The following is a 26,741-nucleotide window of genomic DNA, read 5'->3' as shown; positions in this document are numbered from 1 at the left end:
ATTGTCTATTCAGGTGCAATAATTTTGTTGCGGATAAGTTCACGAAGAACAATCTCAGTCATATCGCTTTTAAAACTAAATTCATACCTGATATCCATAACATAAGCTTTAACTCTCATCTTATAATATGGTTTTTGTTCGTTCATTTCATTGAAGAACAGGACGGTTATAGGTTTGTTCAGGTAAATATATTTTGAAACCTGCGCTGCCTCTAAAGCAATTTGCCTCACCACGGTAGTATCGATGCTAATCGGCAAAAATATTTCAGCGACTACCTGGCAGTTTGGTTCACCGGAGTTTGAATTTGAAACTGATTTATTCATCAGGTCTCCGTTTGGAATTGTAACAACGGAATCATCAGACGTAACAATACGTGTTGAACGTAAACCGATCTTTATAACTTCACCATAGTGACCATCGATTTCAATTTTATCTCCAACCTGGAAAGGTCGGTCAAAGATGATCATTATACCGCCGAAAATATTTTTGAAAATATCCTGCGATGCAAAACCCACAGCAATACCAAGCGATGCCAAGATAGCAAGTATGGTTTCTGCAGGCGGTTTGAATATTCCATGTATGATTAAATAAAGTACAAATGCCCATGAAAGAATTCGAATAACAGGGATAAATCCTTTTATAGTTATTCTGTGCCCTGTACTGCGTTCTGCAAAAATATCAAGCAGCTTTGTTATTAATTTGATAAGGTAAAGTCCGGCAAAGAAAAATATTACAGCCCATAATATTTTCTCGAAAGACACAATCTCATCAATTGACGGCGGGGACAAATCAAGATCTCCAACGATATTCTTTCCGGAAGTATCTTGCGTTGAATGTATAAAAACCGTATCAACGACCCGTACTGTATCTGATGTTTGTTGTTGTTTGGTCGAATCGGGCTGTGCGTTTACATCACTTAAAGATGTGAGCATTACTAATAACAAGAGATGGATTGTAAGGTAAAATCTTTGCATAAATCAATGTATAATATTTTTAGATTTCAAAAGTCCGACAACATGACGATAAAGTAATGGGTTGATAGTATATAACTCATTGTGCTTTACAATAATGCCATCATCATGCATAAGGATAAATAATAAATTTGATGAAGCAACCGGCATGTCGAATATGACGGAGTGATCTTCAATTTTCAAACCGTCATGGATTAACATAGCATAAAGAGCAAATACTTTATCTGTTGAAAGAGTATTCAGGAAAGAGTAATCAAGCTCCGGCGGAGGTCCGATTTTAATCAGATCGCTGTCTGCATTCCTGGCTGAGCGAAGCCAGTATATAAGGGCAAGACTTGTATTACTCTGCGCAAATTTATTCAGTCCTGAAAAATATTTATTCAGCAGGTAAGGTTGTTTTTCATTATCAGTAAGCTTTCTGAAACTCTTTGATTTTAAAATGTTTTCATCGGCTTCGTATTCTATGTCGTATCCGCTTACACGATGTCGTTTTGTAACCAGGTTAATTATCTGTTCTTCATTGAGTTTATCAAGGTGTATAACATGACCAAAGTAATCAGGAGCATGGATAGTCTTATCTATATATATCCACCCGTACAGTGTACAAGTCGATATCCAGAATGTGTTTTTATTTGTTTTGGAAATTATCTCAAAAAATATTTTTAATACCCTGAATCCGTTTACTTTTCTCAAAAAAAGCTTTTGAAGATTTTCAACGATCAGAATATTTTTTTTAGAAGTTGAGTTAAGGTATGTAATTAAATCATCTGCTGATTCAAATGAAGCATTATCCAGAACTTTTGAAAAATACCGCAGCATATCCTTTAAATCTCTGACAGGTTCGGTAATTGAGAATCTGTAGATATTTACTTCCGGAGAAATATCCTTCATAAAGATATTTATGAGTGATGTTGCACCACAGCCTTTTTCACCAATGATTATGCTAGGTGCAAACTTGCCTTCAGCCCAATATTTATATGCTTTATTTAATCGGGATATTTCATGTTCGCGTCCGATAAAAAATCTCTCATCCTCGAGCGCGCGGTTCTCAAATAATTTCTGATAAACAAATGGCAGCCTGTTGATCGCTAACTGGGTTTCTGCAAGATAGTCAGATACTTCGGTTGCTATTACTTTTGCGGAAGGGGCAAGTCCAAAAACATTAATTATTCTTTTATAATGAGTGGACAGAAAATTAAATGAATTTTTGACTGCGTTTAGTACTTTAGGAAACGCCTCATTTACACTGTGAACAACCTTCTCTTTTAAAGCAGTTGATTTCTGAATAGCCTTAGCTTTTGCGAGAGTTATCCTGATATTAAATATTTTTTCAGTTACAGTAAGATTTAGCAACTCAGCTAAAAACGAATTTACTGATTTATCCAGGTTACCAAGTACAGAAATATTCTGAGTTTTTAATCGTTCTTTTATTTCCTGGATTTTTTTTATAGTCCTGGAAAATCCTTCGGATGCCGTTGATAAAGCCTGTTCAATATCATTTTCCGATTGTAGTTTTATTAATGCAGAATCCAATGCAAAGTCAGGAATATGATCAATCTCAGATAATTCTAACTGAACTTTTTCAATTGAAGTGCTTATCTCAGTTTTTAGTTTAGCAGAAGAAGTAAAGTACTGAGGCTCCGCTGTGTATTCCAGAATTTCTTTCGGGGAAAACTTATTCATCTCAGAATCTTTAATCTCATCAGTGTAGTCGTCTGTCCTAACGAGAATCCTGGTATCTCCAATTGAATCAACACTGTCGGCGATAAAACCATCAAAGCCGGAAACTATACCGGTCAGATCAGATTCATAAAGTTTTTCAATTGTATGCACAACATTTTTGCCGGCAAACTCAGATTTGATTTTGTTTTTAAGCTCCGGGAAGTTTTTCTGAAAATCATTAACTGTATTAAAACTTTCTGCACTTTTTTTCAGATCCAGGATGTTAGTAATTAGAGTCTCAAATACCGGTAAGATTGTAGATTCAAATCTCGATGTTATTGCCGCTTTTAATTTTTGCTGTTGTAAAACTATCTTATACCTAATAACATAGATTTCATTATTGAGCTGCCAATCATCAAGTAATGCTGTGAAATTATTCGCCCACCCATCATTTACACGGGCAAATGACCGGGATAATTGTTTTGTTTTTTTACTTATGGATTTATCGCTGATTCTTCTTGAAGGAAATTCAATTGTACCGGACTGCAAGTACCTTAGTTTATATTCTTCAAAAAGTTTTTTGATTGAACTATCTATGAATTCGGATAAGCTTGATTCATATTCTTTAATCTGAGTTTGTAAGCTATCGTTGAGAACAAATAAATTTTTCTTTTGCTGTTCAACATTCTCATTAAGGTGAGTGGAAGTTTCATTGAAAAATACTTTTTCATTCCCTTCATATACCTGCCACATTTGTTTAACGAGGCTGCTTCTCAGCTTAAAATAATTTCGTTTTAACTCTATAAGACTAAAAGAATATTCACAATACAAAAAATATTTTCGAAGATTCCTGAATAATATGATATGCTGCCAGGGTCTGTCAGGTTTTAATGGCTTTCTAAAAAGTTTAAGAAGCAGATTAAATATCTTCCTGTCAAGGTTTGAAATCTTATACAAAACATTTTTTAATCTTTTACGTATCTTCAGTAAGAAGCCTTCACCATCCAACAACTTAAAACGATCCTCATCCTGATAATCCGACACAATCAACTGTGAAGCAGAAATTATTTCAGATACTTCTCTGAAAAAAACAGGATACCATTGTTCTATTGATATTGCTTTTTCATCCTGCGGAATGGATGAAATCAGATTTCCGATTTTCTCATGAGCTGTGACTATTTTATTTAAATCAACGGATGCTTCGGGAGTAGTGACTTCACTGTACTTTTTTAATAACGATCCCATCTCAACCGAGAAACCGGCTATATATTTTTTGAGTTGCTCCAATGTAGTCTTGTGAGGTTCAACTATGTGAAGTTCAACAAGATCTCTGAATAGTTTTTCAGTAGCTGTAAAATTTTCGTGCATTAATATTCAGTCTATTTTTGTTCGGGTTTTGTGTGTGATTTACCTTCAGTAACATTGTTATAAAATCGTTGAGTTGGATAAGCAAAATCAATATCAGAATGCTTTGCAAACTCTTTAAGAATATCTTCCCACATTTTTTCTTCAATAGTTCTTCGTTCCCTTGGATCACACATGAATCTTAGTGTTAGCAATACTCCGCTGTCTTTTACGGAAGTGTAAACCACCGGAGAAAGTTTCGTGTAAAATATCATAAACTTTTTAGCTGCTTCTTTAACCTGTTTTTCTGCTTCGGCACTTAATAAGATACTGTGCTCATGTAATATTTTAGTAAGAATCTCTTTTGCTTTTTTCCAATCACTTTCAAATGTTAGTAAGACTGGTATCTCATTCCAGATATATTGAAACCCCGCAGTGTAATTCGCCTGTGGTTGTGTAAAAACTATTCCGTTCGGTATATGAATTATTCTTCCGGTGTGCTGGTCAGCATCAACCCAATTACCGATTTCATTTATTGAAAACTGGAAAATCCTGATATCAATTACATCCCCGGCTGTCTCAGCAATTTGAATTCTGTCTCCCACTTTAAATGGCTGCCTTATCAATATAAAAAGCCAGGCAACAATATTAACTAATGGATCCTTAAGAGCTATTGCTATTCCGGCGGATATAAGACCTAAGAATGTAGCGAATGAACCGAATACGTTTAACCAGGTGTTTATTAAAAAAACGATTATAAGAAATACTGAAAAGTATAATGTGATCTTCTGCCACTGGTAACGGACCCTGATATCACCAAGCTTTGAAATAATAAACCGCTTAATTACCTGTTGAATCAAAATTATTATTACAATCACAAACAGTGATTCAAGTAATTTTGATTGTACAGCGGGATCAATGTTAAGAATATCTTTCAGTTAGTCCCTCATGAAAATATTTTAATCTGAAAAATTGACTGAAGATAATGTAGCACATTATTTTTTAAGAATCACTTCGTACAAATCCTGTCGTCTGTCAAACCAGTTTAACGTACTGCCTTCTGAGCGATGACGCTTAAGTAATTCAAGATCAACATCATGTATAACAACAGTTTCAACATTGGGTGTACACTCTGCTGCAATAGCATCTCGTGAAAACATAAAATCTGACGGTGTGTAAATACCAGACTGTGCGTATTGAATATCCATATTTTCCACGAACGGAAGGTTACCGACATTCCCCGCCATAACTGAGTAAACTCCGTTCTCAATACAGCGTGCCTGAACACACTGTCTTACTCTCAGGTATCCGTAACGTTCATCTGTACAGAATGGAACAAAAATTATTTCAGCACCTTTAGACACGGCAATGCGGCTCAACTCTGGAAATTCAACATCATAACAGATTTGTATGTTTATCTTGCCCCGGTCAGTTTCAAATACTTCAATTTTATTTCCGGGTTTTATTCCCCACCATCTTCTTTCGTTTGGTGTAATGTGTATTTTATATTGCTTTTCGATTGTTCCGTCTCTTCTGAACAGATAAGCTATGTTAAAAAGATCATCATCTTCTTTTGTGAAGTGTGAACCGCCGATAATATTCACATTATATTTTATTGAAAGGTTGTTGAACAACTCTAAGTATTGTGGTGTAAACTCGGCAAGACTCCTGACTGCAATGCCAGGTCTTTCATTAGGCAGAAATGAAAGTAACTGCAACGTGAAGATTTCTGGAAACAGTACAAAATCACTTTTATATCCGGAAGCGACATCAGTGAAATATTCACACTGTTTGGCAAAGTCAGCGAATTTATCTATCTCTCTCATCATGTATTGAACAGCGCAGATTCTTACTTTCTTTGACGTCACAATTTTTTTACCTATTGGCGGAACGTAATCAATGTTCGACCACTCAAGCAGTGTTGCGAAGCCGTCTGATTCCTGGTCGCCTGTCAGATACGCCGGAACAATTCTTTTAAGAACGAAACCGTTAGCAAGTTGTGAAGTCAGTACCGGATCAAAGATATCTTTATTGATAACCTTCTCAACATACTGTCTTGCCGACATTTTATTTTTATGCTTACTGTAGTTTGGTATTCTTCCGCCAATGACAATATTCTTCAGGTTATATTTTTTCGTTATCTCTTTTCTTGCTTCATACAACCGTCTAGCGAGTTTCATAGAACGAAAATCAGGATGTACCATTATTTCGATACCGTATAAAGTTTCTGCATCCGGATCGTGATTGGATATATAACCAAAATCACTTAAAGTCTGCCAGTTATCACTTTCACTGTATAAGTCAAAATCAATAATAAGACTGCTGGATGAAGCAACTAGTTTTTTATTAATCTCGATACATATTTGACCTTCAGGGAATATTTCAAGCTGACTTTCAATCTGCTCTTTCTTCCAGGTGTGCATACCCGGGAAGCAAACTTTTTGAAGTTCAACAAGAGATTTGAAATCATCTATTGTCAATTGTCTGATCTTGATTTTCTTTTCAAGGTCTTTAAGATTTATTTTTTTCATGATATAAACCGGTTTGTGATAGTTTTATTTCGCGGTCATTAATTTAATATAATTTTTCTCAGTACAAGTTCAAGTTGATTGAGATATAATCAAGTATTATTCTTTAATAAATCTATAATAATGAAAATTGAATAACACTAACTGATAAGCCGTTAAAGATGACTAAATAATTTTTTGTTCATTATAAAAAAAGCCGACCATTTCTGATCGGCTTAATTAGATTTAGGAGATATTCCCTACTCTATCGGCATCCACAAAGGGTCTTCTTGTCAAATGATTTTGTCATTTAACAATCAACATCTTCTTTGTTGACGTGAAGTTATTTCCATCAACTCCTTTTGCATCTATCGTGTAGAAATAAACTCCGCTGTTCAGATTACTTGCATCGAAGGTTACTTCGTGTGTGCCTGATGCAATTGAACTGTTCAGCAATGTCATTACTTCCTGTCCTATTACATCAAATACTTTCAGTGTGATTTTTGCATCAACCGGAAGACTATATTTTATTATAGTTGAAGGGTTGAATGGATTTGGATAATTCTGTTCAAGTGAATATGCTTTTGGTACGGCTACATCAACTTCAACTTCATTTGAATATTCATACGCTCCGTCAAAGTCTATCTGTTTCAATCGATAGACTTGTTTTCCGGCAGGTACTTTTGAATCTGTGAATGAATAGTTTTTTGCTTCCGTGGTTGTGCCGTTTCCATCAACAAAACCTAAAGCAACAAATTCATCGCCGGATTTTCTCTGAACTTCAAATCCCAGGTTATTAGTTTCAGTTGCGGTAAGCCAATCGAGTACAACCCTGGTATCATTTGCAGAAGCTGTAAATGAAGCAAGCTCAACCGGTACAGCATTAGTTCCGATGATACTCACATTATCAATAGTCCACCACCAATCCCAGCCAGGCTGTACTGATTTGAATCTAACCCACACGGTTGATTGTAAAGCTGCTGTAGCAGAAATATCAAGCATGACATGTGTATTCCTTACATCAACACCACCATAGGTAAGATAATTTACCCATGTAGTACCGTTATTGGAAACCTGTACATAACACGAATCAGCGGCATCAATAGCGTTCCAGTCTGAATCAAATTCCAGAGTTACTGTCTGATAGATCCCGCAGTTTATTGGATTCGTCAAAGTAGCTGTTGATAAGAGTGTTGTTGGACCTGTTCCGCTTCCGCCTTCATCAGAATCTGCAGAGAAAACTTTTCCTGAAGAACTTGCAGGCATTGTATAAGCATTTGGATAAGGACTTCCGAACACTCTCCATACCAATGTACCTCCATCATTTGTAACGGTGAAGTTTACCGGTACAGTGTCAGTGCTTGCTTCAAAATTATCAAAGAAAAGTGTTACAAGATTTGGATCCTGAACTGTTGAGAATGACCAGGTTGGTCCGTTCGTATTACAGCTATCACCTACTTCAACAACTCTCCAATAGTAAGTAGTCATGTAATCAAGCGGAAGTCCTGTAACATTCCAGCTTGTAGCAAGTGTTCCGCTTTGAACAAGTGTAAGTGCCGCAGGATTTGTTCCGAAGTATAATTGGTTTGTAACTGCACCTGCTCCATTTGTCCAGGTTAGTTGAGGAATATTGATTGAAACATCTGTAGCATTATTCGCGGGTGAAGGAGTCGTAGGAGGTTCAACCGGACAACCACCGGCACCCTGTTCAACTGCCGTCCAGAAAGCAGCATGAAATAAACTTGTACCATTATTGTTACCTGTCCCTGAGGTTGTACAGCCGCCATGCGTATGAACACCAACTGCATTACCGGTTGCATCATCAATCACGGGACTTCCGGAGTTGCCTCCTTCAGTATCGGTAACATAACGCATTGTATTTCCGCTCGAACTTGCATTAGGTCCAACATGAGTTTGTTGTGTCTGGTTTGCGGTACCGTCATCAACACCATAACCGGTGATTCTTATATTCGGAGGAGTAAGATCCTGCACTAACGGCCAGAAAGCATTCTGTGCCTGCTTGGGCATTAAACCGGTAACCGAATTAGGAAATACTTCAAATGTACCCCAGTCATTTCCTATACCGCCATTGGTAAATACTTTTGTAGATACATCAACAGAGTATTGATCTTCGGGACCGGGATGCTGTAATGTACCGCCGGGTAATGAAAGCGGAACCTGGAATTGCACAACAGTTGCGCCGCTTCCATCAAGGCAATGTCCTGCGGAAATAAAATGTCCGTTCGGAATAATCCACGCTGTACAGCCGATACTTAACAATCTTCCGGTGGCAAGTTGATTTGAAGCTACACGATCATCTGTCGGACCGCATTGACTGTCGGTATCATTTGCCCATTCACCAACCGATACTTCATCAATATTAAAATAAATTTTTTCATCTGATGGATGTACAAAGAGTTTTATCTCAACAGCGCCGCGATTAAAGTATGCACTGTAGTAGTTCCACTGCCTTAATGATACTGCGTCAAGCCTTTGCCATTTACCATCGAATTGAGAAGTGATTATCATATAACTTTTTGCGCCGAGGTTTGCTTCTGCGAAATGAAGTGATATCCATGGAACGTTATTAAGATCCACTATTGTGGAAAACGCAAGCTGTGCGATATCGGTACCATCATTACTGCCGTTAAATAATCCTGATTCATGCTGATAACCTTGAATATAATATGGCAGTGAAGAGGGCTGCGCAAACAGGAATGAAGAACAAGAGAGTACCGTAAAAACGAACACAAAAAGAAGAGAACGCAATTTTATCATGGTTGCTCCATTTTTATTGTTAAGTGATTTAGAGATGTTAGGATATTTCTTAGAGTTGAAAATAATTTATAAAAATTATTCAGCACATCCAATAAAATTCATGTTTGTTAAGATAAGCAATTGTCAATGAGGCAAACTAACGAAGACTTACGATAACCAGCAGAGCAAGCTCTACTGATGAATCAATCAGCTTGACTCTTTTCGAAATGTATTTTGAAGGTCGTTTAAAATTATTTCATTAACGAATACTGATTATTGCTGATGGTTAACTATTGAAAATATTTTTTTATTCATGTCTCTCAATCCGTGTACTCTTATAAATCTATTAATTAAATTTGTACAGCAAATCTTAACAACCATAAGGGAGACTTACATGAATAATCGCAAACTCTACATCCTCATTCTGTTCATCATGTCCGTTTTCATAGCCTGTGATTCAACAGAGACACCTCCGGGAGATACAACAAATATACCTGCTGATCCATCCGGTGTTACAGTTCCAACTCCTACGCAAAATAATGCAATGCCCACCGCAACCTTTTCACCAAGCGGTAGCGTAATGAAAATTAATCTTCAGGGATTACTTGATCCAACCACAAATCAACCTATTCAATTCAGCTACAATGCAAGTAACCCGCAGGGTTCTAATATTTTCGTACAGGAAGATGGCGTTGTAAAGGGATTATCAGTTACAAAAGTAGGAAGCGGTAACGTACTTGCCGCAGATGTAGTTTTCCTGGTAGATAATTCAGGAAGTATGGATCAGGAAGCCGACTCCGTTGCAGCGAGCATTATCGAATTTGCCAATTACCTTCAGACCAGTGGTCTTGATGTTAAATTTTCTGTTGTAGGATTTTCTGTTTCAGGAACAATTAATGGCGGAATTAATTTTACATCCGCACAAACTCTCAGTAATTATCTCAACCGCTATACAGGAACTTACAGAACAGAAGGATTCTCAGGACCTGATAGCGCAGCACTTACCACCCGTGCATTAGGATTCGGCTATGCCGGTGACGAGAATGGTGTAATGGCTGCACTTTTTGCAGATAGTGCATATACTTGGAGAAGCGGTTCTCAGCGTGTCATGATTCTGTTTACGGATGAACCAACACAATCTGATGGAATAGAATGGACAAACAATGTAGGTTGTTCAAAACTCGGCGGAAGAGCTACTGTTCATACTGTTTTCAGCGGTGATACCAACATTTACAATTACACATACTGGAATCAGTACAACGAAAGACCATGGGATCTTTCAACCTGCACAAGCGGAACTATTAAATATATTCCTACAAGTGCCGCAGGTTTAAATCTGAGAGATCTCCCTGTATCAGGTACACTGACAAACAGTTATCTAGTTCAGTACAGGACTTCATCACCCGGAACACACACAGTTAAAATCACCATTTACACCTCAACTGCTGATGGTTCACAAACATATACAGTACAGTACTGAGTTAACTAAGTTCATTGGGTAAAGTTTAAAAGCAGCCTGGTATTTTTTTTCTTGAATCAAGAAGAAAATACAGGCTGCTTTTTTTAACAGTATTCTTGAAATAGATTTACTAACCTATTGACAATCATCAACTTCTAAATTAATATAAACAGTAGCTTTATTAAATTTCTAAAACACTAGTAATAAGTTTACTTTTCATTTCTGTATTAAATTGAATCCTCAGTTTTCAGTGTTTGCTTAAATCTTATTTCTAAATTCCTGAGAGGAGTGAAAGAATATTTCCATGACTTTAACTCTTAAACTCCAAAAGTTTAAATAAATATTATCAACATTAACGGAGTTAGTAATGCGTAATAAATTATACCTGTTTCTAAGTCTCTTTTTATTCTGTGTTGCTCTTTCATTTGTCAGTTGCAGTGATGACGGAGGAACAGAACCACCTCCGGGAGGAACATCAAAGTCAACAACTATTGCAGGTGTTGTATTAAATGAAACTAATCAGCCGGTGGCAGGTGCGGTTGTATCTATGCCGGGACAAACCGACAAGACAACAGATGCAAGCGGCGCGTTTCTTTTTGCAAATATTACTACAACACTCGACCGTTTCGTTGTAAATGTTTCAAAGGATGGATTCTTTGATGGCTCAGTTGCAGATGCAGTAAAAGAAAACGGCAGAAGCGATGTAAGAGTCTATCTTGTTACCGCTGGTGTAACACAAACTGTTGACGCTACATCCGGTGGTGATGCAATGCTTTCCAATGGCAGCGGAGTTAAACTTACAGGCGGAACGATTGCTAATGCTAACGGATCCGATTACACGGGGAATGTAAATGTAAGTGTTGCGTATCTCGACCCGACTTCAGAAAGTTTTTCGAATCTAATTCCAGGCGGTGATATGCAGGCTACTACTGCTAACAATCAAAGCGCTACTTTATATTCATACGGAATAATAAAAGTAGAAATGAAAAGTGATGCAGGCGCTGATCTCCAGATCAAATCAGGTATGCAGTCTGAGATTACAGTTGATATTCCTCCGTCAATGGAAGGAACTGCTCCAGCTACTATACCATTGTGGCATTATGATAAATCAACCGGACTCTGGAAAGAAGAAGGAACAGCAACCAAACAAGGTGATAAGTATGTTGGTATGGTTGGACATTTTTCAGATTGGAATTGCGATGTACCCGAAGGTACTGCTACAGTACGGGGTTTAGTGCTTGACTGCAATAACAGACCCGTTCCCGGAATTAGAGTTAAGATTGGTCAGGCAAGTGCAACTACGGGTGCTGATGGAGTTTTTGAAAGAAGAGTTCCTGCAAACACAGCGTTCGATGTACAAGTACTGCCGGGAAATAATTTTGGATTATCAAGTAATCCTGTTGCAGTTCCACCATTGGCAGAAGGAACCACACATAATGTTGGGACATTAACAGTTCCGTGCCCTACTTATGTTTTTGGAATGATTGCATGCGCAGGCACTCCTTTATTTGGACAAGTAGTTTTGAGCTGGGATAACGGCTACAACTCACAATTCACTGATGCGAACGGAAAATTCAGGTTGGCAACAGCGCCAGGTAAAAGTGGAGTGCTTTCTGTTTATACTTTTGATGGCAGGTATACAACTGTAAATGTAAACACTCCGGCTGCGTCGGGAGACAGTTCCGATCTTGGAACAATTCAGGTGTGTGATACTGTTCAGGTTGGTGATAATGAATTCACAGTTAATGGCGGTGGTTTAAACAACAGAACTTTCGTATTTGCTGCTGATACATTCCAGGTCTATGGATACCATTTGCCCAGTGAAAATCTTACTTATATCTGGATGGTAAATGTTTTTGGTACAGATACAGTTGCGTTCTGGGCAACATTTACCGGAACAGGAACCGGTACGCCAACTGATATTATCATGTACTTCCAGCACAACAGTAATTATTATATCGCTGGTTCATCTTTCCCCGGAACTTCAGTTAACCTGAACATCACTACTTATAGCGGTGTGGGAGGATTGATCGAAGGTACGTTCGGAGGTACATTACTAAATTTCCAAAATCAACAAACGGTAACGATTAGTAATGGAAAATTCTCTGTCATAAGAATTGTCGGTCAAAAAAATATTGATAAAAAACTGATAAAGCGATTTCCCTCTGAGATCAGGAATAATCTAAAATAATTTTTTGATCATATTTGAAAACAAAAGGCTTTCCTTATCCGGAAAGCCTTTTTATTTATATAGATTTAGAATGGAGCAGTAGTTTAGTACTGCCCCGAAGGTAAGTTAGTTTAGTTTATTTAATAAGTGCCATCTTTTTTGTTTCGTTGAACTTCCCTGCTTTGATATTATAAAAATAAACACCGCTCGATAAATCAGACGCATTAAAGTTAATTGAATAATTACCTGCATCTTTTGATTCATTCACCAGCGTATGCACTTCATTGCCAAGTATATCAAAGACTTTTATTGTCACGTCTGCTTTAACAGGAATTGAATAGCTTATTGTTGTAGCAGGATTAAACGGATTTGGATAGTTCTGTGACAGCTCAAATTTTTCCGGAATACCGAATGTTACAGTCTCGCTTAAATTGTAGTAACTAAATGAACCATCATAATCAACCTGCTTGATGCGGTAGTTATATTGTCCTGATGTAATTTTCTGATCATAGAATTCATACACTTTAAATTCTGTCGATGTACCGCGCCCTTCAACAAAAGCTATGTTAAGCCAGTTATCTGTATCAGTTCTTTTTCGCTCGATTACAAATCCGCTATTATTAACTTCTGATGATATTGACCAGTTTAACTTAACACCACCGTCAGCAACACTTGCTGTGAATGAAGCAAGTTCAACAGGTAGAATTCCATACGGATCATATTTTAAAATTGAACCGTAAGTTCCAAATGCGAATGCAGTATCACCGGGCAGTACAAATACTTTTAGAAGTGTAGGCAGATGAACATTCTCGAATGACCATGAAACACCTTTATCGGTTGTTCTGCCGATGACAGTTGTTGTGTTGCCGCATACATAACCTGTATCTGTATCAACAAAATCCATGCTGGTTATATCTACTGTTATAGGAAGTGTAATTGGTATCCAGGTAGTACCGCCATCAGTTGTTCGAGCCATTCTGGTCGTACCTGAATTTGCAACTATATAAACATTATTTTCATCGAGTGCTTTTACTGACCTGATACTTCCGGTAAGCGGAGTAGTGATTGGATCCCAGGTTGTACCGCCGTTTGTTGTTTTGAATATAGGTCTGTTTGTGGAGTTGATGCAATGAAAACCGATATTCTCATTCACCATATCAGAAAAATAAATTGAATTGGTCAATCCGTTTGTCTGCTGATTCCAGGTCATTCCGCCATCGGTTGTCTTAAAAATATTTCCGCCGGTCACATTTGAAAAATTAACAAAGACCCACCCGGTATCCGGATTTACAAACTCCATCGAATAAAGATCATACGTTCCTGCAGTTGGTGCAGTGACTTGATTCCAGGTGACACATCCATCAGTAGTTTTTAATACAGTTGTGTTGGTACCTGATATGTAACCAATCTGTGAATTAACCATTGATATCGAGCTTGCATTAAAATTAACTCCAAGATCATGAGCTGACCAGTTAACACCGCCATCATTAGAAATAAATAATTGTTTTGTGCCTGTTGAAAACTGTCTGCCGACCGCCGCAAGTGTATTTGTGCCGGGAATTTTTTCAAGATCATATAACAACTGAGTTGTATGTGAAAAATGATTTGCTGACCAGTTAGCACCATTATCATCGGATTTTGCAACTACACCATAATCACCGCTAAGTACAATTCGGTTTCCGATTTTATCCATCGAATACCATACAAACGTGATTGCTGGTCCGCTTACAGGTGTTACAGTTACCTGAGTCCAGGTAGTTCCAAAATCTGTTGACTTGTATAAATAAGTCGGATCACCAGCAAGATAAATTTCTGTTGCTGATACTATCTCTATCTGGAAATATGCCCAGTCAACCTGAGGCGATACGAGCGGATTCCATGTCGTTCCGGCATCTGTTGTTCTGAATATACCTCCGGCTGAACCTGCAATCAGACCGTTGTTATCATCTAAAAATTCTATAGCATACATGAATGATGAAACTGTTGAAGGAAGTGGATTCCAGGTTTGTCCTGCGTCTGTACTTTTATAAATTGTTCCTGAAGCACCCACTGCATAAACAACGGATGTACTTGTTCCCGAAATTGCAAGGAAAGATGTTGACGCTGTATATGAACTTGTCCACGTAATACCGCCGTCTGTAGTTCTTGCAATAGTTCCGGCTGAACCGCTTGCAGCACCTGCTGCGATGTAACCTGTATCCTGATTAGCAAACCAGATCCCGTTACATCGTTGAGTTGTAGGGATTATTCCTAATCCAACTGAATCAAAGGTTGCTCCGCCGTCGATAGTTTTACCAATATAGCCTCTGTCACCAACAACAAAACCATTTAAAGAATTAAAGAACCAAAGATCATAATTCTGACCGATAGCTAGTGCGGCATTTGAGTATCTTCCTGCCTGATGGTGGAAATACCAGTGATTACCCGCATCGGAAGTACGCATAAATGTTCCGTTAGCACCTGCGGATACCCAGTTATCAGCATCAATCATTTGAACTGCTCTTAAATTGTTTGCCTGAGGTGTCGGATGTACAAATTTCCAGTCCTGATAATCCTGCGCGGTAAGATTTATTCCCTGTAAAAAAATAAGTGAAAAAAGGTAAACTGTATTTAGGAATCTTTTAAACATAACTCACTCCGTGACTAATCATTTTACAAATAAACTTATTTAAGTATACCCCGGCTTTGGGTAACCGGGGTATGTTTTTAGGCAGGGGTTGCCTAATCGTTTGCGACAAATTTGAACAACTCTTATTTAATCAATGTCATCTTTTTTGTTTGAGTATAGTTCGCTGCATTGATAGTATAGAAATAAACTCCGCTTGATAAATCAGATGCATTAAAATTAATTGTATAGTTTCCGGCATCTTTGGATTCATTAACCAGCGTCTTGATTTCATTTCCAAGAACATCAAATATTTTTAAGGTTACATTTGATTTAACAGGAATAGAATAAGAGATGAATGTACTTGGATTAAACGGGTTGGGATAATTCTGAGCAAGTTCAAATACCGCTGGCATTCCTATTTCAATAGTTTCACTTAATGAAAAGTAACTTACAGTTCCATCATAGTCTATCTGCTTTATCCTGTAGTTATAAATACCACTTGCAAGATTCTTATCAGTGAAACTATATGTGGATTGTTCAGTAGTTGTTCCTCTTCCCTGTATAAATCCTAATGATTCCCAGCTATAAGATGATTCCTGTTTTCTTTCAACTTCAAATCCGCTGTTGTTTAATTCACTTGCTGTTGACCAGCTCAACGTAACATCATTACCTGAAACTGTTGAAGTGAATGATGAAAGTTCAACGGGTAATATTGGTTCAAGGTGAATTTTTACAATCGATGCACCGGCTCCGCCAACGATTATTGTATCCTGACTTGCAAGTGATATTCCAATCACCTGACTTTGTACAACATTCAAAAGACCTATATTTAATTGAGTCCAGCTTTGTCCGTCATTCCTTGTATGAAAAACCCCGCCTGAATATCCTGTAACGACGTAATCTGAATCACTTCTGAAAACTATATTGTAGAGCATGGTGCCTGTAAACGGAAAGTTTTTATTAATCCAGGTAGCGCCTGCATCAGTTGTTTTAAAAACGTAACCGGTTTGGCTTGTGCCTGATGCTCCAATTAAAAATCCGTCTGTTGCATTCATCATTCTGATCCTTGATAGAGGGCCAATCGGTACTCCTGGTACAATTGGTGTCCATGATGCACCACCATCGGTTGTTTTATTAATTGTTGTACTACCGCCTATCATTGCAGTTACACTATCAATCATTGCTATGGTTTGCTGACCTAATGTACCGAAAGCGCCGATACTTACCCACGATGTACCTCCATCGGTTGTCTTCCAGCATTGACCGCCATTACCAGCTACCATTCCATATTGCTGATTATAAAAATCGACATCATTGAATGCCTGAACAGTTGTTGTTGCGTAAAGATCCCAATTATATCCGCCGTTAGTGGTCTTCCATATTCTTCCGCCGCTTCCGACAGCATATCCATTGTTTACGTCAAACATCTTTATTGATCGTAAATCTGCTGCAGAAACTGAAAGTGCTACAGGAGTCCAGGTTGCACCATAATTATCAGAGACAACAACCTGATTAGGACTGCTTGAACCGATACCAATAATTTTTCCTGATGGATGAGAATACAGTCCCTGAACAAATCCACTTACAGTAACTTCACTTTGTGTATTCCAGGTAGTACCATTGTCTGTTGAAATAAATGAATAGCCGTTATCTCCAACAACTGCGATTGTTGAACCGTTATAATCACCTGCTCTCATTATTTGATTTGTCTTACCTAATGGAAGGAAACGAACTGTACTAAACGTAGCACCGCTATCAGATGTTACAAATAAAAGTGAGTCATCTTCAACAAAGTAAACATCAGTTCCTTTTATAAAAATATCATAGAAAGTTGAAGTCGTCGGTGCATTCATCGAAGTCATTTGTGTCCAGCTAAGCCCGCCATCTGTTGTTTTGTAACCACGACCTGATGAGCTTCCTGCAAATCCAATCTGATTGTCCAAAAATGCTAATGAAAAAATTGTTGAAGTACCTGCTGCAGCTGCGTTCCAGGAAGTACCGCCATCTGTTGTCACTCTGATGTTAGCACTGGAACTCGTATTACTACCGACAACAATATTGGTTGTGCTAAATGCATGTAAAGCATAATATGTTGTAGCCGGTAAAAGCGGGTCAACTGTCCATGTATTTCCGCCATCTGTTGTTTTAGCAAGTTTAGTGCTTGAAGTTCCTACTACAAAACCATTGCTCGCATCCACAAATTGTACGGCACGAAGTGTTGAAGATGTAAAATATCCGGTTCCGACATCACTGAATGTTTGTCCGCCATCAGCAGTCCTTCTTATTCCCCAAACACCGCAAAGATAAAAATTATCCATATCTACAAAATGTCCGCCATAAATATCATTTGTAGTGCTGTATGGACTTGGATTTGGCGCTCCTGCAAATGGATCTAATTGAAAAGTCTGTCCGCCATTTGTTGTTTTTACAAAAGTACCTCCGGATCCGAATGCATAAAAATTATTTTGATCCCATACCTTTAATACACCCATAGATGTGCCGATCGGTTTTGGGTGAAGCCATTGGTATTCTGGATCGGGAACCTGTGCAAAAAGAAGATTAGCACTCACAATCATTGCAAAAAGAATCGTTAAGCTTAACTTCATCGTAGTTACTCCTTGTGTTTATTTATTTTGGGAATTAATTGATTTGCCGGAATTTTTCTGAAGAGGAAATAGCTTGTTGTAAAAAGATTCATCGTTCGATCTTAACCTTTATTTGGAGAACAAATAATTTTCTCGCTACAAAAATAAATTCATATTCAAAGAAAGTTGTTATCCATTTTGCGCAGGGAGTTGTAAAAAATGCGCAAAATTAAAATAAATGGTGGTTTTTATTGATTAATAAAATCGGAAGGCGAATAGCCGAAATGTTTTTTGAAGCTTTTGGCAAAATTAGACTGTTCTGTAAATCCAACCTGATATGCTATTTCCTTAACCGCCGCCTCTTTATTCTTTAACATTACGGCAGCTTTTTCAAGCCTGATGTTTCTCATATACTGCCCTGCTGGCTGACCAATAAGCGCGTTTAATTTTCTGTTTAACTGAGAAACACTGATAGCAGAATCCCCGGCTAATCTCTCAATCGAATATTCGGGATCAGAAATATTTTGAAGAATACAGGATTTAACTTTTTCAATGAACTGGTGATCAAGTGATTTCGAAGGATCAATTTCAGTTATCTTATAAGCAGATTGTGAAAATTTTTCTCTCAATCTCTTCCGGATCTGAATCAGATTTTTAACTCTCACTAACAATTCCTGTGAGCTAAATGGTTTTGTTAAATAATCATCAACACCTGTTTCTAGACCATAAATTTTTTCTTCCTGTTTTGCTTTTGCGGTCAGAATAATTATTGGTATGTGATAAGTCAATGCATCATTCCTTAGCTGGGATGAAAGTTCATAACCGTTCATTAAAGGCATTATCACATCGGTGATGATGAGATCAGGAATAATTTTCCTTGCTGTTTCAAAACCTGCTTTTCCGTTTTCTGCTTCAACAATGGTATAGTTTTCTTCAAGATGATCTTTAATGTATGAACGAATATCTGAATTATCCTCGACTATCAGGATAATATCCTTTCGTCCGGCAATCGAATCGATTTCAGTATCAGATTTTTCACGTACCGGCTCTTCATTAATTTTTGTTTCGGGTTCATAATCAGGTTCATCTTTAATCTCAACAATTTCATTCTGGTTGAGATGTGAAATACCTGTTGGAAGATGCACAATAAATTCAGTTCCGTTTCCTTCTTCACTTGAAACTGAAACTGTACCGGAGTGCAGTTCAATTAATTCTTTGCTAAGGGTTAATCCAATTCCGCTGCCTTCAGCATCACTTCTTGTTATACCTTCAACTTGGTAAAACCTGTCAAATATGTGCAGTAGTTTTTCTTTTGGAATCCCTAGCCCGGTATCCTTGATTGAAATTTTCAAAAGCTGATTTTCTGAATCAGTTCTTTCGCTTAATAAAATATTCAGATCAATTACACCGCCTTCATCAGTGAATTTTATCGCATTATTAAAAAGATTGTTGAATACCTTTTCCATCTTTTCAAGATCGAAGTACATATCAAGTTTATCAATACCGGACGAGTAACGAAGTGAAATATTTTTTTGTTCAGCATAGGATTCAAATGAAAAGAATGTACTGTGGACAAATTTCACAAAATCTCTTTTTGCAGCTCTTAAATGGTTCTTCCCGGATTCAAGCTTCGATATTTCAAGAAGCTGGTTGATTAGTCTTTCAAGACGTTTTGCATTTCTGAAACTCATTTGAAGCTTGTTGATGATCTTATTGTCGCTTAATGTTTTTAAAGAACTTTCTATTTGTCCTAATATTAATGTGAGCGGCGTTCTGAACTCGTGAGAAATATTTGTAAAGAACCTGGATTTAACTTCATCAAGTTCCTTAAGTTTTTCTGCCTGTTCCTGAATTTGTTTCGTCCTGTCAGATATTATTGTTTCCAGTTTAATATTTCTTTGAGTAAGATATTGAAGTCTGATCCTAACAAAGGAATAAATCATTATGCCGATAATAAAAACATAAAAGACATATGCGTACCAGGATAAATACCACGGTGCTAGTACTGTAAAGCTGAATAAAGAAGCTTCACTTATGTTGTTATTAATATCCTTGGAACGAACTTTGAAAACATATTTTCCTGCAGGCAGGTTTGTATAATCCTTTCTGGTTTCACTTATCCAACCCGACCAATCAGCATCAAACCCTTCGAGCATGTACTGGTAAGCACCGAGTTTGTCATCATATTTCATTGATGAAAATTCAAACCTTAGTGAACTGTATCCGTAACGTAATTCAGTAAGTTCTGTAATTCCAAGTTGTGTTCTTGTAATATCATCACCGGCAAAGAGAAGAGAATCATTATCAATTGTAACTCTTCTTATCATCGGCGGGAATAATTTATCATCGTCAGAAATGAAATTACTAAAGCGGCTGTTGAAACAAACAATGCCATCTGCGCCGCAGAACCATACCGTGCCTTTATCTTCATCTTTAAAAATACTGAACACCGCATTGCTGTTTGAAAAATCAATTACACTTTTAAGGAATGATAGATCATTCCATTGGTAACTGCCATCTTTGTTTAATGTCGCTTTTGTTATCAAAAGTTCAGATGAATTTCTAACCGCAGATATCCAGAAGTTTTCATCTTTATCCTGCAGTATGAAAAGTATTTCAATATTTCCGAAGTGTTCATTGAACCCGTAATCCTTTTCCTTCTCAAATTGTTGAGTGGAGTTATTAAAGTTCAGCACCTCTTTTTTAGTGGTAAAGAGTAATCCTTTTTTATTGGGAAATATTTTTATCTCTTCATTAGGCGGAATGTTTCCGCCGATAAAATGTTTGATAACAGGGTCAGGTGAAAATTCTTTTTCAAGTTCCGATATTTTATAAACACCATTATAAGGAGTTCCAAGCCATAAGTTCCCGGATTGATCTTCTATGATGTACCGGATTGCTGTTTCAATACCGTTTATCTTTCCCCTGTCAATCCAGTTGCCATCAGGCATTTCTTCAAGAACAGCTAACCCGCTTTCAAGTCCCGCGTAAATTCTGTTTGGAAATATTTTTGAATTATAGATATAATAACATCCCGTCCATTTGCTATTTAACTTTTTCACGGTTCCATTTGCATCCAGGAAAACTCCATCAGTAACTGCCGTCATAACATTATTTTTATAAGTTATGATAGCCCAGCCTTCCTGTTTTAAATTTGATACTCTGCTGAACTCATCGGGTTCGCCGCCACCTGCATTTAGATTAAACTTATAAATGCCGGCTGTTGTTGCTGCATAAACATTGTTATTAAAAATCTTTACATCACTTACCGACCCTTTCAATCCAATATCCTGGTTAAAGTAACTAACCGGTGAGGGCAAATCGATAACCGAAATACCATTCTGTAATGCAAGCCACAACTTGTTGTCTGAATAGAGAACACTCAGAACGCCGTCATCCGCAATTCCTGTTTTCATATCAATTAGGCTTACCAGCTTGCCGTTTCTGTCTATGATAACTAATCCGCCCTGCGACGTATTGATTACAAAATTTCCATCCGGAAGTTTAGCTCCCGGCAAATAAACATTTTTTGTCTGCAGAAGTCCGTCAACTTCAGTTTTAAACTCTTTGAAACTATGACCATCATAAATAAACAGTGCGCCGCTTTTCGTTGCTATAAAAATCTCATTGCCTGAATCATCATAAGGCAGCATTGAATAAATCGTATTATTAGTAAATATTTCGCTGCCTTGAATTTTCTGGAACTGTTTACCGTCATAAATCAATAAACCGTCTTTGATATCAAGGAGATAAATTTTTCCATTATACTTGAATGCTGAACGGAACCTGTAATCACCTTCAATAACTTCAACCACAGGTTTGTCAATGTTCTTTTCAAATTCCTTAAACTTATAGAGATGAGTTCTTGTTATGAAATAAAGATCCTTATCAAGATAAATTGTATGCCATACGTGACCAATTGGATCTGATTGCCCGGAATATTTGAGTAAAGATTTGTATTGATAACTGCCGTTATTTTTTCTTTCAAGATATCCAAAATCATCTGCTGAACCCGCAGCAACAATTCCATTTTCTGTTACCGCAAGTGATCTTACAATACCGTTCGGAACCTTTATCAGATTCCAGCGCTGACCATCAAATTCTAAAACACCGACAGAATTGCCGAAGTACATTACTCCCCTGTTATCTTTTACAATCGCCCAATTCTGATTATGGGCTTTATAATCTTTTGGGAGATAGTTTTTAATTACCGGCAATCCCTGCTGCTGTGCAGATAATTTTATCGTAAAAAGTATTACAGCTAAACAGAATATTGCAACCGGCTTTAGTAAAGCAATATAAAAATCTTGTTTATCCAAATTTCTAATTTTAGTTAATGGATATTTAACACATAATGGATAGAAATGTCAAGACGCAGAAATTTAATAGTCTTAAACACCTTCAACTAATATCATTCTTGTTTCTGCAGTAGCATGACGAAGTTTTTTTGCATCAGCATACTCAGGCGAATTCCACCATGCTTTAGCTCTTTCAGAATTTTCGAATTGAAGGATAACGATTCTCTTTGGCTTATCATTCCCTTCAATCAATTCTGCATTACCGCCCCTGGCGATAAATTTGCCTCCATAAGCTAACAACGATGCGGGTGTCAATTTTTTATAATCCTCGTAACGAACATGATCTTTAACATCAACTTCAACAATCATATATGCGGACATAATAATTCCTCCGGCAGTTTTACTTTAATATTTAATCAAATAAGACTGAAATACCAATACCAAGTATCCCGTCAACGCTTTTCTTCAGTTCCTCTCTAAGGTAAATTTTATAAAAGATTTTTGGTATGAAGACTTCCCCTTTCCAATGAGCACCAAGGTTAACCATATGAACAAACCTGTCTCCAAAATTTTCAGGATCACTGGTGAGAAGCAGTACTCCCAACAATTCAAAATTAATTCCTACTCTGTTAAAGCTATAACCCGCAACGCCACCATAATGAACAAAAAAATCTGTCTCGGAGTTGTAATCACCTACACCTAATATGAGGTTCGGACCGAACTCAATTCCATATGAAGGTCCGTGTTCCTCAATCCTGTGATAAGCATAGTTGCCGTAAATTCCGATTGCATCAGGAATGTAAGCCTGCAAATCATAATAATTGCTCATCAGTCCGGTGAATGCAATTTTCTTTTCAGCTGTAGGGAGATAAATTCCTGCTGTAATAAAAGAGTTTGCCACGTCAGGCATAACCGGTTTTGTTTGAATTCCAAGAAATACATTCCCAAGTCCGCTTTCGCTATATTCTGCTGCATAAATCCCGGAGCCGAATTCATAACTAATTGCACTGAATGGAAGAATGGCAATAACATTAATCTTATCACTAACAGGTACGCTGAAGTTCAATTTATAACTGCCTGATAAAATGGATGGCTCCAACTCCATTCCGTAAAAAGGTTTTTCAAAAACCAGACCTGCCAGTGTTTTGTTAGTAGGAATTGTTTGAAGGTTGTAAGTCTGAGAATTTAAAAATCCCGAACTTAAACCGACTAAAAGACTTAAGAAAAATAATTTATTCATACCTCTACCCTTTATTTAGTTACTATTGTATTCAGGAGTATCAAATTGTATTCTAATTCCTATGCTGAGTACTCCATCTATTAACTCTCTAATACTTTTTTTTAAATGTATTTTATAAAATACTTCTGGCGTCCACAAACCTTCCCTCCATTGAAAACCGAAATTCAGCATATTAAAAAATTTATTACGATACCATCGTTCTTCGGTTGCCAAAAATCCTGTACCTATCAATTCAACCGCTGTTGTTAATTTGTCTAAAGTATAGTGCAGATTAATTCCGTAGTTCATATAAACATCTAACTCAGATTTCCATCCCTCATAGGGAATGAAAATATTATTTCCGTATTCCACAGCATAGCCAAATCCTGATTCACTGATTTGATGATAGGCAAAATTATAATTGAGATTTAGTGAATAGGGTACGAAGAATGCAATTTCATAAAAATTAGGGGGTAATGCCCCAAACATTAATTCATCGCTTGAGGACAGGTAAGTTCCGAATGTCATGATCAGTTTTCTTTCATTCTCAAATCTAAAATTTGCTTGAATGCCAAAATAAATATTACCTGTTCCAATTCTTTCCGAATCAGTATTATATCCGGGTACAGGAATATTGAATTCACTTTTTAATTGAGTGACTGGAATGTTTACATAAAGGTTTAGTCTGTTGCTAACCGGTATGTTAGCATATAGATTAAAATTATTCATCATGAATGAGAAGTTACCATAGTCCACTTTATAGAAGGGTCTCTGAAATTTAATTCCTAGCTGAGTGTTATTATCAGGCAAAAACTGAAGATCGAAATGCTGCGCAAAACTTATGCAAGACAGTGAAAAGAACAGATATGCTGCTAAATATTTTTTCATTTTTCTACCCCCTAACTACAATTAACAATTTTAATTCATGATTATTCTACAGAAATTATTTTAACCCTCGTCTTTAAAGATTCTTCTCCTGAATATTAATGGTATGAAGTCAACTAAAAAATAATTTTGATCCTTTGAAGTTGCTCTTGCATAAAGATAAGCGTTGATCACACTTGAAAAAACCATATCACCGCCATCTCTTGCAGAAGTGAAGATCAAAGTTAAAATACCATCACCCTTTTCGAAAAACTTACTGAGTGAATCCATACAAAATACTCCCGCCAGCATTAACGCAAGCAGAATAAATATATCAGCACAAAATTTTCTAAAATACGGGGAGCCTTTTCTGTAAGTGAGATAGACCGGGATGAGAATCATTAATAACATCAGTGCAAGAAAAATTAATTCCCCGAAATCCCTGTGCCCGATTTCATACGGAGGAATAAACGTAAAAGTAGAGTTTAAAAGGTTTCCTCCATGTTCATGCAGCATCAGTGCATCATCCAGGAACATGTAAAGAAAAATAAATGACAGAGTAACGTAACTGAATGATCTTTTTTTTACAGAAATGTAAATGATTAAGAGACTAATCCAGATATACTTGAGATATTTATAAAATTCTGCCAATCCACCATCAGAAGCTAGGTGATAAATTGATTTTTGCTGACCGTAGCCGGCAGCTACATGTATCCCGAAATAAAATACATCCGCCAAAAGAAGCATCACTAGAAAAATGACAGAATTCCGATCGAAGATAAACTGCAATTTATCTTTCAGTGAAGATTCTTTTGTATTATGCATCTATTAAGCGCTATTTTTTTTCTTTGATGAATTACGAATGCATTCAAACAAAAATATCTCATCTTTTGGATCCCTTGTTGCAACCCAGAAAACATACCAGGTTATCAGTGAAGTAGATAACATCTCACCGCCGTCTTCAAGCATAACAAGCACATAATTAAATGCGCGAATTGAAGAGACGAGCATCTCGTTTAATTCATCGATCACCATTCCGCAAAATAATAAAAGCCCGATCAGTACTATAATGTCATGTGAAACTTTTCTGAAATTGTCTTTTCCCTTTTTATAAGCAATGAATAGCGGGACAAAAATTATTAGTCCTGCAATGGCGGTTTCAACAAGTTCACCAAAATTTCTTAATTCCATTCCCAAAGGCGGGGTAAACTGAAAATTCATTTCGAAAAATCTTCCGCCGCTTTCATGAAATTGCAGTGAGTCATCCAGCATAAAATACAGGAACAGAAGTGCCCAGGAAAAATATCCGTATGATTTTTTTTTCTTAGCAATATAAATGAGCAGAATTGATATCCAGAAAAATTTCACGTACTGATAGAATTCAGGATAACCACCATCCGTGCCGATATGGAACAACGGATTTCTTGGGCCCAAAACATTATATGTATGAATTATAAAGTAGAAAAGATCGCCCGCAAAAACCATCATCAGAAATATGAACGTATCCCTGCTATTAATCTTTTGGACACATTCTTTAACAGATTTAACAGTAATCATTTTTTTCTCCCTCCGATTTTTTACTATGAAGACAAATTTTTATCTTCTGGCGAAACCTGTTTTAACTGGCTGGTAAACAATCCAAAACCACACTACAAATAACAACTAATTTCGATTACTTTAAAGGTGCAGCCTGACTTTATTTTCAAACAAGGTTGGATTCATACAGACAGCAAAAGCATGGTCATTATTCTAAAATTAATTTCCTGCCAAGTAATCCTTCAAGCGGTAACTCACCAAAGTTGATCATCTTCGCATACTCAATTGCTTTTGCCGGTGAGTATTTTTTATACTCTATCAGGTATGCAGCCCACATATGACTGGCTCTCCATGCGACTGTACAATGCAATAAAACTTTTCCATCTGCTTTTTCATATTCTTCTGTGAACTTTGTTAGTGCCTCGCGGTTATAAGGTGTGTCATTCCCGCCCAAAGGAATATGTACATACTTTAATCCTAACTCATCCAGCAATTGTTTTTCATCAAAAGGAACATAATCCCTGTTAGCCATTTCCTGTTCGGTACGCAGATTAATTATTGTTGTTACTCCCTCATCCTTAAGTTTTCGGAATGCGTTTTCATCCGGTTGACCGCTGATAAATAGATTTCCTGTTTGTGCAATCACGTTCCGGAATCCTTCCCATTCAAGTTTTTGTGGTACAGGAACTTCATTCTGTGCAAAACCAGGATTAATAAATGTTATTAAGAGTATGCTGATAATGATTTTTAGGTGACTCATA

The 26,741-nt window shown here is 37.0% G+C and carries 15 protein-coding genes and 1 pseudogene; 2 read left to right on the top strand and 14 right to left on the bottom strand.

The features are described 5' to 3' along the window. Positions 1 to 5: 5 nt before the first annotated feature. From IPM56_07480 to IPM56_07460, 5 genes and pseudogenes are all read right to left on the bottom strand, one after another. Positions 6 to 932, bottom strand: coding sequence for a mechanosensitive ion channel (locus IPM56_07480; protein QQS38249.1), 927 nt, complete (start codon positions 930 to 932; stop codon positions 6 to 8). Between the two features lie 45 nt (positions 933 to 977). Then, a complete protein-coding gene (locus IPM56_07475; GenBank protein ID QQS37779.1) occupies positions 978 to 4,001 on the bottom strand; it encodes a hypothetical protein in 3,024 nt (1,007 codons plus the stop codon). Positions 4,002 to 4,012: 11 nt separating this feature from the next. Beyond that, positions 4,013 to 4,927, bottom strand: a pseudogene (locus tag IPM56_07470) (mechanosensitive ion channel family protein). 45 nt (positions 4,928 to 4,972) lie between these two features. Continuing rightward, on the bottom strand, positions 4,973 to 6,508 hold the full coding sequence (locus tag IPM56_07465) for a GNAT family N-acetyltransferase (GenBank protein ID QQS37778.1): 1,536 nt from the start codon (positions 6,506 to 6,508) through the stop codon (positions 4,973 to 4,975). Positions 6,509 to 6,790: 282 nt separating this feature from the next. Beyond that, entirely contained in the window at positions 6,791 to 9,262 is a 2,472-nt protein-coding gene (locus IPM56_07460; protein ID QQS37777.1) for a T9SS type A sorting domain-containing protein, read from the bottom strand. Positions 9,263 to 9,635: 373 nt separating this feature from the next. Between IPM56_07460 and IPM56_07455 the strand changes: the two genes are divergently transcribed. Next, the gene (locus IPM56_07455; GenBank protein QQS37776.1) at positions 9,636 to 10,721 is read left to right on the top strand and encodes a VWA domain-containing protein; all 1,086 of its coding nucleotides are present in this window, start codon (positions 9,636 to 9,638) and stop codon (positions 10,719 to 10,721) included. A 346-nt stretch (positions 10,722 to 11,067) separates the two neighbouring features. Next, the gene (locus tag IPM56_07450) at positions 11,068 to 12,891 is read left to right on the top strand and encodes a carboxypeptidase regulatory-like domain-containing protein (protein QQS37775.1); all 1,824 of its coding nucleotides are present in this window, start codon (positions 11,068 to 11,070) and stop codon (positions 12,889 to 12,891) included. Between the two features lie 115 nt (positions 12,892 to 13,006). Here the strand turns inward: IPM56_07450 and IPM56_07445 are convergent, their stop codons facing one another. The 9 genes from IPM56_07445 to IPM56_07405 all read right to left on the bottom strand — a co-directional run bounded on the left by IPM56_07445 (position 13,007) and on the right by IPM56_07405 (position 26,740). Beyond that, the gene (locus tag IPM56_07445; GenBank protein ID QQS37774.1) at positions 13,007 to 15,499 is read right to left on the bottom strand and encodes a T9SS type A sorting domain-containing protein; all 2,493 of its coding nucleotides are present in this window, start codon (positions 15,497 to 15,499) and stop codon (positions 13,007 to 13,009) included. Positions 15,500 to 15,621: 122 nt separating this feature from the next. Beyond that, positions 15,622 to 18,084 (bottom strand): T9SS type A sorting domain-containing protein, encoded by a 2,463-nt coding sequence (locus tag IPM56_07440; protein QQS37773.1) that lies wholly within the window; start codon positions 18,082 to 18,084, stop codon positions 15,622 to 15,624. 227 nt (positions 18,085 to 18,311) lie between these two features. Continuing rightward, positions 18,312 to 22,382, bottom strand: coding sequence for a response regulator (locus IPM56_07435; protein QQS37772.1), 4,071 nt, complete (start codon positions 22,380 to 22,382; stop codon positions 18,312 to 18,314). A gap of 72 nt (positions 22,383 to 22,454) precedes the next feature. Next, a complete protein-coding gene (locus tag IPM56_07430; protein QQS37771.1) occupies positions 22,455 to 22,742 on the bottom strand; it encodes a DUF1330 domain-containing protein in 288 nt (95 codons plus the stop codon). A gap of 31 nt (positions 22,743 to 22,773) precedes the next feature. Further along, complete coding sequence (locus IPM56_07425) at positions 22,774 to 23,601, bottom strand: hypothetical protein (protein ID QQS37770.1); 828 nt, start codon at positions 23,599 to 23,601, stop codon at positions 22,774 to 22,776. Positions 23,602 to 23,616: 15 nt separating this feature from the next. Beyond that, entirely contained in the window at positions 23,617 to 24,468 is an 852-nt protein-coding gene (locus IPM56_07420) for a hypothetical protein (GenBank protein ID QQS37769.1), read from the bottom strand. 60 nt (positions 24,469 to 24,528) lie between these two features. Next, positions 24,529 to 25,182 (bottom strand): hypothetical protein, encoded by a 654-nt coding sequence (locus IPM56_07415; GenBank protein ID QQS37768.1) that lies wholly within the window; start codon positions 25,180 to 25,182, stop codon positions 24,529 to 24,531. A gap of 90 nt (positions 25,183 to 25,272) precedes the next feature. Then, the gene (locus IPM56_07410) at positions 25,273 to 26,001 is read right to left on the bottom strand and encodes a hypothetical protein (GenBank protein QQS37767.1); all 729 of its coding nucleotides are present in this window, start codon (positions 25,999 to 26,001) and stop codon (positions 25,273 to 25,275) included. A gap of 187 nt (positions 26,002 to 26,188) precedes the next feature. Then, positions 26,189 to 26,740, bottom strand: coding sequence for a dual specificity protein phosphatase family protein (locus IPM56_07405; GenBank protein ID QQS37766.1), 552 nt, complete (start codon positions 26,738 to 26,740; stop codon positions 26,189 to 26,191). Position 26,741: the final 1 nt, after the last annotated feature.

The organism is Ignavibacteriales bacterium (genome assembly GCA_016700155.1).
Classification (GTDB): domain Bacteria; phylum Bacteroidota; class Ignavibacteria; order Ignavibacteriales; family Ignavibacteriaceae.
This window is presented reverse-complemented; position numbering and strand designations above follow the sequence as displayed.

Coding starts and splice junctions, on each gene's coding strand:
- IPM56_07480 (QQS38249.1), bottom strand. CDS start 932: ATGCTCACATCTTTAAGTGATGTAAACGCACAGCCCGATTCGACCAAA.
- IPM56_07475 (QQS37779.1), bottom strand. CDS start 4,001: ATGCACGAAAATTTTACAGCTACTGAAAAACTATTCAGAGATCTTGTT.
- IPM56_07465 (QQS37778.1), bottom strand. CDS start 6,508: ATGAAAAAAATAAATCTTAAAGACCTTGAAAAGAAAATCAAGATCAGA.
- IPM56_07460 (QQS37777.1), bottom strand. CDS start 9,262: ATGATAAAATTGCGTTCTCTTCTTTTTGTGTTCGTTTTTACGGTACTC.
- IPM56_07455 (QQS37776.1), top strand. CDS start 9,636: ATGAATAATCGCAAACTCTACATCCTCATTCTGTTCATCATGTCCGTT.
- IPM56_07450 (QQS37775.1), top strand. CDS start 11,068: ATGCGTAATAAATTATACCTGTTTCTAAGTCTCTTTTTATTCTGTGTT.
- IPM56_07445 (QQS37774.1), bottom strand. CDS start 15,499: ATGTTTAAAAGATTCCTAAATACAGTTTACCTTTTTTCACTTATTTTT.
- IPM56_07440 (QQS37773.1), bottom strand. CDS start 18,084: ATGAAGTTAAGCTTAACGATTCTTTTTGCAATGATTGTGAGTGCTAAT.
- IPM56_07430 (QQS37771.1), bottom strand. CDS start 22,742: ATGTCCGCATATATGATTGTTGAAGTTGATGTTAAAGATCATGTTCGT.
- IPM56_07425 (QQS37770.1), bottom strand. CDS start 23,601: ATGAATAAATTATTTTTCTTAAGTCTTTTAGTCGGTTTAAGTTCGGGA.
- IPM56_07420 (QQS37769.1), bottom strand. CDS start 24,468: ATGAAAAAATATTTAGCAGCATATCTGTTCTTTTCACTGTCTTGCATA.
- IPM56_07410 (QQS37767.1), bottom strand. CDS start 26,001: ATGATTACTGTTAAATCTGTTAAAGAATGTGTCCAAAAGATTAATAGC.
- IPM56_07405 (QQS37766.1), bottom strand. CDS start 26,740: ATGAGTCACCTAAAAATCATTATCAGCATACTCTTAATAACATTTATT.